The 11,982-nt window shown below is 69.5% G+C and carries 11 protein-coding genes; 6 read left to right on the forward strand and 5 right to left on the reverse strand.

All coding sequences use genetic code 11. The annotated features are described in order from the left end of the window. Window positions 1–84 precede the first annotated feature (84 nt). Window positions 85–1,263 (forward strand): ROK family protein, encoded by a 1,179-nt coding sequence (locus tag BLU27_RS04260; RefSeq protein ID WP_092650725.1) that lies wholly within the window; start codon window positions 85–87, stop codon window positions 1,261–1,263. Between the two features lie 127 nt (window positions 1,264–1,390). Next, on the forward strand, window positions 1,391–3,187 hold the full coding sequence (locus tag BLU27_RS04265) for a bifunctional metallophosphatase/5'-nucleotidase (protein ID WP_241827778.1): 1,797 nt from the start codon (window positions 1,391–1,393) through the stop codon (window positions 3,185–3,187). Between the two features lie 82 nt (window positions 3,188–3,269). Here the strand turns inward: BLU27_RS04265 and BLU27_RS04270 are convergent, their stop codons facing one another. The 4 genes from BLU27_RS04270 to BLU27_RS04285 all read right to left on the reverse strand — a co-directional run bounded on the left by BLU27_RS04270 (window position 3,270) and on the right by BLU27_RS04285 (window position 8,595). Beyond that, window positions 3,270–5,735 carry a CehA/McbA family metallohydrolase gene (locus BLU27_RS04270; RefSeq protein WP_092650729.1) on the reverse strand — a complete coding sequence of 822 codons (2,466 nt, stop codon included), beginning with the start codon at window positions 5,733–5,735 and terminating at the stop codon, window positions 3,270–3,272. A 127-nt stretch (window positions 5,736–5,862) separates the two neighbouring features. After that, window positions 5,863–6,705: an ABC transporter permease gene (locus tag BLU27_RS04275; RefSeq protein WP_092650731.1), complete on the reverse strand. Its 843-nt coding sequence runs from the start codon at window positions 6,703–6,705 to the stop codon at window positions 5,863–5,865. After that, window positions 6,698–7,477 carry an ABC transporter permease gene (locus BLU27_RS04280; protein WP_157728206.1) on the reverse strand — a complete coding sequence of 260 codons (780 nt, stop codon included), beginning with the start codon at window positions 7,475–7,477 and terminating at the stop codon, window positions 6,698–6,700. The genes BLU27_RS04275 and BLU27_RS04280 overlap by 8 nt, the downstream gene beginning before the upstream one ends. Window positions 7,478–7,551: 74 nt before the next feature. Further along, a complete protein-coding gene (locus tag BLU27_RS04285; protein ID WP_172804865.1) occupies window positions 7,552–8,595 on the reverse strand; it encodes an ABC transporter ATP-binding protein in 1,044 nt (347 codons plus the stop codon). 218 nt (window positions 8,596–8,813) lie between these two features. On the opposite strand from BLU27_RS04285, the gene BLU27_RS04290 reads away from it, so the two are divergent. The 4 genes from BLU27_RS04290 to BLU27_RS04300 all read left to right on the forward strand — a co-directional run bounded on the left by BLU27_RS04290 (window position 8,814) and on the right by BLU27_RS04300 (window position 11,629). Further along, window positions 8,814–9,884, forward strand: coding sequence for an amidohydrolase family protein (locus BLU27_RS04290; protein WP_092650735.1), 1,071 nt, complete (start codon window positions 8,814–8,816; stop codon window positions 9,882–9,884). Then, window positions 9,881–10,027, forward strand: coding sequence for an N-acetyltransferase (locus BLU27_RS28775; protein WP_157728207.1), 147 nt, complete (start codon window positions 9,881–9,883; stop codon window positions 10,025–10,027). Before BLU27_RS04290 ends, BLU27_RS28775 begins: the two co-directional genes overlap by 4 nt. 130 nt (window positions 10,028–10,157) lie before the next feature. Beyond that, window positions 10,158–11,261, forward strand: a complete 1,104-nt coding sequence (locus BLU27_RS04295) for a Gfo/Idh/MocA family protein (RefSeq protein WP_092657167.1) — start codon at window positions 10,158–10,160, stop codon at window positions 11,259–11,261. Then, on the forward strand, window positions 11,261–11,629 hold the full coding sequence (locus BLU27_RS04300) for a cupin domain-containing protein (protein WP_092650737.1): 369 nt from the start codon (window positions 11,261–11,263) through the stop codon (window positions 11,627–11,629). The genes BLU27_RS04295 and BLU27_RS04300 overlap by 1 nt, the downstream gene beginning before the upstream one ends. 70 nt (window positions 11,630–11,699) lie before the next feature. On the opposite strand, the gene BLU27_RS31095 is transcribed toward BLU27_RS04300, so the two are convergent. Continuing rightward, window positions 11,700–11,927: an SRPBCC family protein gene (locus BLU27_RS31095; RefSeq protein WP_197681676.1), complete on the reverse strand. Its 228-nt coding sequence runs from the start codon at window positions 11,925–11,927 to the stop codon at window positions 11,700–11,702. Window positions 11,928–11,982 lie beyond the last annotated feature (55 nt).

Raw genomic sequence — 11,982 nt, forward strand, 5'->3', positions numbered from 1 at the left:
CCGCAGCACGCCCTCCCTGGTCATCCCGAGCCGCCGGGCCACGGCGACGCTGTCCGCCGACGGTGACGTTACGCTTCGCGGACCATGGCAGCAGCGCGAGGGAATTCGGCCGACGGAGGTGACCTGTCCCGGCTGCGCCAGCTCAACGAGCGCGCGGTGCTGGCCGCCGTGCGCGCCGCGGGTGAGCTGCGGGTCGCACAGATCGTCGAGCGCAGCGGCCTGGGCCGCACCGCGGTGGAGGACGTGCTCGCCAGCCTGGTGGCCCGGCGGTGGCTGGTCGAGGAGCGACCGGCGGTACGCGGGCGCGGCCGGCCGGCACGCAGCTATCGTTTCCGCGCCGAGGCGGGGTACGTCGTGGGGCTGGACATCGGGGCGTACTCCATCCGGGCGGTGCTGGCCGACCTCGGCGGCCGGGTCCTGGCGACGGAACACCGCCGGGTGAGCCCGGACACCCGCCGGACAGCCCGGCTGGCCGCCGCCGACCGCACGGTCGCCGACTGTGCCCGTGGCGCGGGTGTCGCGGCATCCCGGATCTGGGCGGTGGGTGCGGGCACCACCGGACTGGTCGATTCCCAGGGAGTGGTCGTCCGGGTCAACGCCATTCCGGACTGGGCAGGAGTCGACCTGGCCGCACACTTTCGCCGGGCGGCGCGGCTGGTCGTGGTGGACAACGACAGCCAGTTGGCCGCCCTCGCCGAACACCGGCGGGGCGTGGCGACGGACGTGTCGGACCTGGTTCTGCTGCACGCCGGTCGGCGTACCGGCCTGGCTCTTGTCCTCGACGGCACATTGCGCCGCGGTTTCCACGGTGCAGCCGCGGACCTGTCGACCCTGCCGACGCTGCACTGGGAACCGGCGATCGAGTACCTCCACCGCTGCCGCGCGGTGCCACCGGACGTGCCGCTCGCCGACCGTGCGGAGCGAGCCTTCGCCGCGGCCCGGGAGGGGCGCCGGACGGCGCTGACCGCGGTTCGCCGGTATGCGCGGGAGATGGCGGTCGCGGCCGCCACCGCGGTCGGCGTCGTGGACCCGCAGCTGGTGGTGCTGGGCGGCGCGTTCTCCCAGGCTTCCGACGTACTCCTCGAGCCACTCACCGAGGAGCTGACCCGGTTGTTTCCTCAGGGGCCGGAAGTACGCGCGTCCACGTTGGGACCGGAGTGCGTGGCGCTGGGAAGCGTCTGCCTCGCCCTGGACGCGTTGGACGAACGCCTGCTGGCCACAGCTCGTGGCGCGCTTCCGGTTCTGGCCGTCCGCAGCATCTGACCGAACACCTCAACCGTCGCCGGCGCGTTGACCGGCGTTCACCCGGTGCCAATAATGTCGGAGCCAGGCAAAAATGATCTCCGGCGCCGCCCGGAAGGCCGGTGCAGCCCAGGAAGAAGGATCCCCAGTGGTCAGACGGATTCCACGTCGCACCTTTCTCACCGCCGCCGGTGCGATCGCCACCGCGACCGCCGTCGGTGACATCTCCTACGCCACGCCGGCCGCGGCCGAGGACGCTTCCGAGTACGTCGACGTCCAACTGCTGAACATCACCGACCTGCACGGCTACCTGCAGCCCACGACTCCGAGCCAGGGCAGCGTCATCACCGGCGCCGGTGGTGCGAAGGTGACCGTCGGCGGCGTGGGCTACATGGCCACCCACCTGAAGCGACTGCGGGAAGGGAAGAAGAACTCCATCTTCTTCTCCTCCGGAGACAACTTCTCCGGCTGGCCGTTCGAGGTCGACGCGCACGCCAACGAGCCGACGATCGAGGCACTCAACGCGATGGGCCTGGATTTCAGCACCGTCGGCAACCACGAACTCGACCAGAGCGTCAGCTTCCTGGTCGACCACATGATGAACGGCGAGCCGTACCCCGTGTCCGGCCGGGACGACAACTTCGTCGACTCCACCGGGCAGCGGTTCCAGGGCGCGAACTTCAAGTTCTACACGGCGAACATGGTGTGGGCCGACTCCGGGAAGACGATCCTCCCGCCGTACAACATCGAATGGGTCGACGCCGGCAACGGCCGCAAACTGCCGATCGCGTTCATCCACCTCACCCTGGTGGGCACAGAGGTCGGCTCGACGTCGTACCAGCCGAAGCTTCGGTCGCTGTCCGACCTCGACCAGGCGAACAAGCTCGCCGCCGAGCTCAAGGCCCGCGGTGTCAACGCGATCGTCATCAACATCCACGACGGCGGCGTCGCAGGCAACGACTACAACGCCGGCAGCAACCCTTCAGGTCCGGTGTTCCAGCTCGCGGCCAAGGCCTCGCCCGACATCGCCGCCATCGTCACCGGCCACTGGCACTGCCGGTTCAACATGATGGTGCCCGACCCGAGCGGCGTCCCGCGCCCGGTCGTCGAGGCCGGCAACCACGGATCGCTGATCAACGAGATCAACCTCAAACTGGACCCGGACACCGGCGCGGTGATCCGCGAGCTGACCACCTCGACCAACCACGCCAACACCCGCGACGTGCCACTGGACGAGGAACTGCAGGACATCGCCGACTACTGGACCGCGCAGGGCGCCAAGCGCTGGGCCACGCCGTTGGCCAGGACGACCGCCGACTTCACCCGCGTCCCGAACGCCAACGGCGAGTCCACGATGGGCAACCTGGCCGCCGACTTCGCCTACTGGGACGCACAGCAGAGCCGCGAGGGCCGGGCCGACCTCGCCCTGATCGCCACCAAGCCGGTCTCGGGTTCGGTCGCACTGACCGGAGACCTGCTGTACGGGAAGGGCTCCAACGCCGCGGACGAGGACGGCACGATCCTCTTCGGCGAGGCCTGGGGCGCGTTCGGGTACGGCAATCCGGTGTTGACAGTGACCATGCCCGGCACCATGGTGCACGCGGCGCTCGAGGCGCAGTGGGTCGAACAGGCCGACGGCACGGTGAAGTTCGCGCCGTTCGCGGTGTCCCGCAACGTGTTCTACTCCTTCGACACCTCCAAGCCGGTCGGGGAGCGCGTCGACCCCGCCGGTGTGCACATCAGCGGTCAGCCGCTGGACCTCCACCGTGCCTACCGGGTGGCGGCACTCGCCTACACCCTCATCGGCGGCGACGGCTACAAGGTCTTCCAGGGGTACACCGACCCGGTGCGCAACGACCGCGACCACGAGGGCTTCATCGCCTACCTCCGCGCACACCGCACGATCACTCCCGCTCCACTCAACCGGGCCCGGCCGGTGCGCTGACGCGCCGGCCGTTCGACGTACGGCCCGGCCGGACGCGGCGCTCGCGTCCGGCCGGGCCGAACCCGGCTGCCTCGATCCGGAGCTACCGGTGGCGTTCGCGGGCGCGGCGGTCCAGCGCCTCCAGCGCCTCGGCGAAGGGCCGTTCGAGCCAGGCGAGGTGGTTCGCCTCGCCGTGGTGGTGGGTGGTGAGGTCGTCCGGGCGGCGGATCGCGGTGTGGCGTACGTAATCGCGCGCGCCCTCCACGACCGTCCGGATGTAGTGCAGGCCGGCCGGGTCAGCCATGCCCCAGGGCCCGCCGCACGCGACGAACACCGGCGAGGTGTGCGCGAACACCCGGCGTCCCCACTCGTCCAGGTGGTGGTCGCTGCCGATGGCCCGGACCGCCAGCCAGGAGTGGCCGTCGACCCGGACCTCCTCGCTGAGATCGAGGGCGTGCTCGCCCCGCGCGGGCGCGGAGGCCACCACCTCGCCGTTGCACACGAGTTCCAGTCCCTGCAACGGGAAGATGCTGGTCACCCCGGCCTCGACGGTCACGGTGCCCGGCCCGGACAGTTCAACCGTGTCACCGGCCTGCCGGCCGTCCACGGCGAACCTGAGCAGCGGTCCGCCGGACAGGAACGTCCGGCCCTGCCGCACCGCACGGCACCAGCTCTCGTAGGTGAACTCCTCGTCCGGGTCCAGCCGGGCGTAGGTGCGGTACAGCCCGACCGGCACCGCGCTGGACATCTTGTCCGTTCCGCCGACCAGCGGCATGCGGTAGCCGGCGTTGAGGTAGCGGTAGTACTCCAGCAGCGCGTCGTCGCCGTGGGCGAGCATCTCCACCGCGTCCGCCCGCCCGGTGGTGACCAGCACGGCCGGCTCGCCGTTGGGGTTGGGGAAGTGCGCGGCGACGACGGTGCCGCCCTGGGCGTGGGTCCGGTCGGCCCAGTCGCTCAGGGTCGCGTCCAGCGCGCCGCCCAACTCCGCCTCGTCCGGGCCGTCGCTGGACCACGGCATGACGGGTTCCTTCAGCCCCCACAGCAGCATGTGACCCAGCACGTGCTGGCGGTTCTCCTGCCCGACGTAGGTGAGGTAGTCGCCGCCGCCCCGCCCGTTCGCACCGTCGGCGCCGATCACCCGGCCGGTGAAGTCCTCGGTGTTGGTGAACAGCGCGCCCCACTGGGCCTGCAGGAGGTTGACCACCCGCAGGTCCTCGCCCTGCTGTTCGAGCTGTGCGCCGGCGGTGGACAGGAAGTGCACGTGGGAGTCACCGGACCACCAGCCGTCGGCCGCCAGATTGCTCGTACGCCGGATCCGCAGGGTGAGCTCCCGCTGCCCCCGCTCGATCCGCACGGTCTCCCGCAGCGGTTCGAACTCGAACCCGCGGGCGACGTCCACGACCACCTCTCCGCGCGGAAGCCAGCCCTGGCAGGTGCCGTCGACGTAGGCGAAGGTGCGCTGGCCGAGGAGCACGTCCCCGCCCACGTCGAGGTGCCAGCTGCCCATGTTCTGGTTGACGTGGTTGTGGTGGCCGTGCGGCTGGTACGGAACGCCTTCGGGAGAACGAAAGTGCACCCGGCACGGCACCGGGCGCCCGGTCGCGTCGTCGAGGATTTTCACGTGCACCCAGTTGCGGCCTGTTTCGGCGAGCTCCACGCGCACCCGGTCGTTCTCCGCATGGCCGTCGCGTTCGACGTCACCCCAGCGCACCCGGCCGAGCTCCTCGCCCTTGCTGCCGACGACGAGGGTGGCCGACGGGAGAGCGGTGACCGAGGCGTGCGCGGGGCTGGTGGCGGGCGGCCAGTCACCGGCGCCGTAGCCGGCTCGGTCGTTACCGGTAGGAATTGGCTGGGGGTAGGTCGCCACTCCCCGGTCGACGTCGAGGTCGAGCACGCCGTCACGCCCGGCCACGTCGTCGTCGGTGACCACCAGCCGGACCGGCCGTCCCGGCGTACGTACGAACGGATGCTCGTCGAGGTGCCCGAGGGTGACGCCACCGACGAGGAACGGCAGGCCCCGGGGAATGATCTCCAGGCGTTCAATCACGGCGTCCGGCTGGGGGCTCTCCCACTGCCACAAGTAGAACGTCCTGGCCCAGCCCTTGTTGTGCTCGGTCATCCGGAAGCCGGCCATGCCCCAGCGGCCCTCGAACCGGGCCGCGTTGCTGTCCTGGGTGTCGCTGACCGCGAGGAACGGGTCCCGCCCCCAGGCGTGGCCGATGATCTGGATCTCGAAGCGTTCCCGGATCGGCACCTCGACGGTCCGCCCACCGGCCAGGTGGAAGACGTAGTCGGCGACGTGACTGCCGACGCCGTGCCCGGCAGGTCCGCCCGGCTCCAGCAGCCGGTGCGCGACGACCACGTGCCGGGCCGCCTTGCCGATGTCGATCGACACCGGCTCGGAGGGCGCAACGAAGCAGCGGTCCTTCGCGGGAGTCTCGGATCCGACGAGGAACGGCAGGCCGCGCAAGGTCACCTTGCCGAGCGGGGGATCCTGGTCCTGGATGCCGAGGATTTCGACGCCTGCATTGCACACGGACTCGAGGGAAAGTGGTTCGTAGCCGGGCATTGCATGATCGTAGGCCCACTTCTCCCCCGCGTGACAAGAGTTTTGTCCCTCCAAAAAGGGCCGATTCCCTTTTTGCGAACGAAGATTTGAACGCTACTTGTCGGCTTTGTGCCGCCCGCCCTGTTCCTCAGTGGCCGGGGCTGGAGTAGTGGCGTACCTGCCGATGGAAGAGCCGGACAGCGCCGGCGTACAACAGCAGGCCCGCCACCGGCGACGCGAGCGCCAGCCAGGTCGGCACGAACAGGTCATTTGTCCGGCCCAGCAGGATGGCCGCCGGAAAGAACGCCGCGTACGCCAACGGCAGCACGAACGTCAGCAGGTAGCCGACCGCCCGCGGCAGCACGCTCAGCGGATACGGCCCGAACGTCACGAACACCCGGTCGGCCACGCCCAGCAGCGCAGAGGCGTCCAGCAGCCGGAACGTCGACGAGGCCAGCGCCAGCATCACCGCCGACTCCACGAACGCACTGCCCACCACGGCCGCCACGAGGTACGCGACCCAGCCGGCCGACCAGTCCACCGGCGCCGCCACCGCCGTCACCGAGAGAACCACCACGCCGAACACGACGTCCCCGACGGCGGTGATCTGGAACCGCCGGGTCAGCAACTGGACCAGCGGGTCGACCGGCCGCAGCAGGTATCGGTCGAACTCGCCTCGCCGTACGACGTCCTCGGTCATCCACAACTGCCCGGACAGCAGGCCGTGCAGGGCGTGCCCGGTGGAGCGGATGCCGTACACGAAGGCGACCTCGACGAAGCTCCACCCACCGATGCTGCCGAACGCGTGCACGATCACCCCGACGAAGACCAGCGACACCGCCTCGTAGAAGATCGCTCCGACCGAGGTCAGCACGAAGTTGGCGCGGTACTGCGTCGCCGATGCCAGCCCGATGCGCACGAGAGTGGCGAACTGCCGCAGCATCGGTGGCGGGTTCGCCGTACTGCCCGAGGGGCCGGTGAGGTCAGCCACCCTGCACCACCACCCGACGCCGAGCCCGCGACCACACCCACGCACACAGCCCACCCAGCACGACGATCCACAGCACCTGCACGCCGAGCGCCGGCAGCAGGCCGCCGGGCGGGCGGCCGAAGTAGATCGCGAGCGGGGTGTACGCCGAGGCCTGGAACGGCAGGGCCCCGGCGACCGCCTGCAGCCAGCCAGGCATGAACCACAGCGGCAGGATCGCGCCCGACATGAAGGTGCGCACCACGAAGAACGTCATGTTGATCCCGCCCACCTCCATCGTCCAGAACGACGTCAGCGCCATCAGCATCGTGGTCAGCTGCGATACGGCGAAGGCGAGCAGCAGACTCACCGCGAACCACCCGGCCGCTCCCGGGTCCCTCGGTGGGGCGAGTCCGCCCACGACCAGGCCGGTGCCCAGGCCCACGGCGACCGTCGGCAACCCGGCAAGGACGGCGCCCGTCTGGAAGGCGAGGTTCTGCGTCAGCAGACCGATCGGCCGGGTCAGGTCCACCCCGATCAGCCCCTCGCGCACCCGGGACGCGATCGAGTGGTACGGCGAGGTGTTCAGGACACCCGCGATCGTGAGGCCCAGGACGGCGTACCCGACCGCGGTGCGCACGTCCGCCCCGGCGACCTCACCGTCATGGCCGGCGTAGATCGCCCGCCACACCACGCTGTAGAGCGCGATCTGGACCGCGACCGCCGGATAGCCGAGCATGATCGACGTCCGGTAGGCCCACGGTGTGAGCATGCCGATCCGCACCTGGCTCAGCACGGGCCGCAGGTTGGGTCGCCGGACGAGCCGCACCACGGGCTGTACCACGGGCCGTACCACGGGCCACAGGCTGCTCATGCGACGCTCTGCGGCAATGCGCGCTGGGTGTAGATCCGGCTGATGACCGCCTCCAGCCGCGGCTCGACGACGGACAGGTCCACGACGGCGTGTGCGGCGGTGACCGCCGCGATGACCTCCGGGGCCCTCACCTGGTCCGAACGGAACCGCAGGGTCACCACCGGTCCTTCCCGGGAGACCTGCTCCGCGCCGTCGACCACGATGTCCGCCGGCTCGGCCAGCGTGACGACGAGATCGCGGTAGGGGCCGTAGCGTGCCATCAACTCGGTGAGCGCGCCGTCGTACAGCACCCGGCCGTGGTCGATGAGAACGATCCGCCGGCACAGTCGTTCCACGTCCTCCAGATCGTGCGTGGTGAGGACGACGGTCGTGCCGTGTTCGGCGTTCACGTCGGCGACGAACTCCCGGATGCGTTCCTTGGCCACCACGTCCAGCCCTACTGTCGGCTCGTCGAGGAAGAGCAGCCGCGGCTGGTAGAGCATCGCGGCCGCGAGGTCACCGCGCATGCGCTGTCCCAGCGACAGTTGGCGAACCGGCGCGTCGAGGAACTCCTCCATGTCGAGCAGGTCGACGAGCTCGTGCTGGCGCCGATCACCTTCCCGCCGGGGAACGCCGTAGAGGTCGCGGATCGCGCGGAACGACTCCCGCAGCGGCAGATCCCACCACAACTGGCTGCGCTGGCCGAACACCACGCCGATGTTGAGCGCGTTCGCCCGGCGTTCGCGCGACGGGTCGCGCCCGGCGACGGACAGGGTCCCGGCGGTCGGCGTGAGAATCCCGGTGAGCATCTTGATCGTCGTCGACTTACCGGCGCCGTTCGGACCGAGGTAGCCCACCAGCTCACCGCTGTGGATGTCGAACGAGACGTCGTCGACAGCCCGGATCATGTCGTGGTCGCCACGAAGATACGCGCGGAGTGCACCGAGGCGGCCCTCACCGCGCTTCGCCCGGCGGAACTCCTTGACCAGCCCGGTCGCGCGTACGAGAGGGCGTTGGGAGTTTCCGGCGGTCGCATGCGGTGTGTTCGGCGGGAGAGACACCGGCCACCCTGTCAGGCGTACCGGTGTCCGGCAAGCGCTTATCGGGCGGGTGATCCGCGCAACAGGGCATGGCTGAACGCAGTCTGCCGCGAGCGACAAGTCGGCCGGATGGGGGGTGTCACAGGGCCCCCTGCCGGGTGGCGAGGCATGCCCTGGAAGGCGCGGACACGCTTGTTCTACCGGTAGAACCCCCCGGCGCCGGCGCATAGCGTTCAGGCATGGTGCTTCCTCCAGATCACCCGATCGCCGCCCTGCCGAAAGCAGACCTGCACGTACACCAGGAACCCACACCGCACCTCGACCGTGTCCTCGCACACCGCGAGGGCAGGCAGCTGTACGACTGGGCTGCGTGGCGACGGCGGCTGGTAGCGGAGTTCCCGCCCGGCCCGGATCGGCTGGCCCGGGTGGGCACCATGCGCCCGGTCCCCCTCGAGGTCGACGATGACGACGAACTGTTCGTCGCCCGCATCGCCGACGTGATGTACGAGCACGCGCGCGCGGGAGGCTGTTACATCGAGGTGCGCTGCGGTGGTGACGTCGTGTTGCGTGACCGGTTCATGGAACTCTTCCGCCGGGCCGAACGACAAGTCCAGGTTGACAGTCCTGCTCTGCGTGCCGAGGCACTGGCGATCGTGATGGTGGGCTCGGAGCCACCCCTGGCACTGGCAGCGAAGGTCGACGGCTGCATCCGCCTGGCCGGTGAAGGGCTCGCCGGCGTGGACCTGATGTGCTTTCCGTACCGGTCGGAGGCGGACTGGTCCGTCGCGCATCGCCTGGCCGAGCGGTTCGCCGAAGCCGGTCTCGGTATCACCGCCCATGCCGGCGAACTGTCCACCGACAACATAGCTGCGGCTGCCGCCACCCCTGGGCTGACCCGGATCGGGCACGGCATCCACGCCATCGAGAACCCGGCACTTGTCGAGCTGCTGATCGGACGCGACATCACCCTGGAGTGCGCCTTGTCCTGCAACGTGCTCTTCGGTGTGGTCCCGTCTCTGGCCGAACATCCCCTGGTGCGGTTGATCGACGCCGGAGTGAAGGTCACGCTGGCAACCGACGACCCGGTGCAGGTGGGTACGACGATCGGTGCGGAGTACGAGGCCGCCGCTTCACTCGGACTCAGTCATGACCAACTGCTTCAGTTGACCCGCAACGCGATCGAGGCAGCCTTCACCACAGACCGCCGTAGAAAAGACCTGCTTGCCGAACTCGACGCCGCCGCGATGTCCGCCGCGTCGTTCGACAACCGGTCGACCGGGCAGCCGCCGAATGTCGAGGTTGGCTCATGACACCTCAACCGGCAGCGAGCCCCCAGCCGACAGTGCGGCCCGCCACGCTCAAGACCAACGGGAACGCCGAACGGCTGTACAGCCGGTTGGGCTTCCGCCGCCACGGTGAGCTCGGTGACGAGTACGTCATGACCACCGGGTGAGCGCCGTCGGGCAATCTCGGTGACCACACCGGCGCTGCCGGTCCGGCCGCGCCCGAACGTACCTGCTGGGGACGGCCGGATCCGGCAACAGGCGGGGCGCAGTCGCGCAAGGTGCGCCACGGTAGGGGTGGTGGACCACATCACGTACCAGTTCGAGTACGACGAACGGATCCCGGTCGCCTTCATCGGTGCGGGCGGCCACTCCTACCGCAACGTCTACCCGTCCTTCCAGTACGCACCGGTCGACCTGTGCGCCGTCTGCGACCTCGACGGCGGACGGGCGGCGAAGTACGCCCGGCTGTTCGGGGCGCCGCGTTCCTACACCGACCACCACGAGATGCTCGAACGTGAACGACCGGTCGCGGTCTTCGTCGTGACGTCGTACAGCGAGGACGGCCGGGTCCAGGCGACCGACCTCGCCCTGGACTGCCTGCGGGCCGGCGCCCACGTCTGGATGGAGAAGCCGACCGCCGCCTCGGTGGCGGAGATCAGCCGGCTCCGGAGGCAGTCCGCGGCGGCGGGCAGGTTCGTGATGACCGGGATGAAGAAGATCTTCACCCCGGCGATGGAACGCACGAAGGAGATCATCTCCTCAGCCGAGTTCGGCGAGGTGAGCTCGGTCAGCGTCCGCTACCCGCAAACCCTTCCGCCGTTCGAGAACCGCCGCGACCTGCGAGCGATGCGTGGTTTCCTCGACCACATCTACCACCCAGGCGCGGTTCTGCACCATCTGATGGGTGACGTGTGCGGGTTCGGCTACCAGTGGGAGCCGGTCTCCGGCGCAAGCACTGCCTCGCTGCGCTTCGCCTCCGGCGCGGTCGGGACGCTGCACCTGGCCGCCGGCAGTGCCGCGACCAGCCCGCTCGAACGTGTCGAGGTGGTGGGACAGGACGCCAACGTCGTGGTGGACAACGGCGTCCGGCTCACGTACTACCGCCGCGGCGCACGCCTGGACTACGGTCGTTCGCCCTCCTACGTCGTCGAGGAGGACCACGCCCCGCTGCACTGGGAACCGGAGTTCTCCCTGGGGCAGCTCTACAACAAGAACCTCTTCTACCTCGGCTACGTGCCGGAGATCCTGCACTTCTGCGACAGCGTGCTGTCCGGAACGCCGCCGACCAAGGGCACGCTCGAGGACTCGCTCGCCGTCATGCGGCTCTTCGAGGCCTACCAGACCGTGCCCGCCGGAACTTTCGTCGACCTTGCACAGCCGAACGAGAACGGAGCAGCCTGATGCCGGACGTCGCCACTGCCCTCGCCAACGTCACCGACCACGAGATCGAACAGACGCCCTGGGGACGCCTCGTCTGGATGGTGTCGGGCAGGCTCGGCAACTCCACCACGATGACCGTGGGCAGGTGCTACATCGAGCCGGGTCTGCACAACCCCCGGCACTATCACCCCAACTGTGACGAGGTTCTGCACGTCCTGCGGGGCACGATCGAGCACAGCTTCGACGACGAGACCGTACGAATGAACGCCGGGGACACCATCAGCATCCCGCAGGGCGTCCTCCACAACGCCCGCAACGTCGGCCCGGACACCGCCGTGTTCGTCATCTCCTTCTCCTCCCCCGATCGTCAGGTCGTCGGCGAGGACTGAACGCCACAAGGCCGCCACAGCACGGCGAGGTGCGGCAGCGGCCTCCGGCTCGGACGGCAGGTGGTGTTCTTCACGCCATTCCCGACACCACCGCCTCCTCGGTCGCCAGTCGTGCGCGGCCACCGGAGTTGGGCTGCCCCTCGCCGGTGGCGATCAGCTGGCGCAAGCTGGTGTTGACATAGAAGTTCCACCCCGTGGAGCACACGTCGAAGCACTCCTCGGTGGGCACCAGGCCGTGGTGGGTGAAGCGGACCTCGGTGCGCCCGTCCTTCTGAGTGATGTCGAAGGTGATCACCATCACCCGTGGACATTGGTGACGGCCTGGAACGCCTCCATCGGCGTCTGGTCGACCG

The organism is Actinopolymorpha singaporensis, from assembly GCF_900104745.1.
Taxonomy (GTDB): Bacteria; Actinomycetota; Actinomycetes; order Propionibacteriales; family Actinopolymorphaceae; genus Actinopolymorpha; species Actinopolymorpha singaporensis.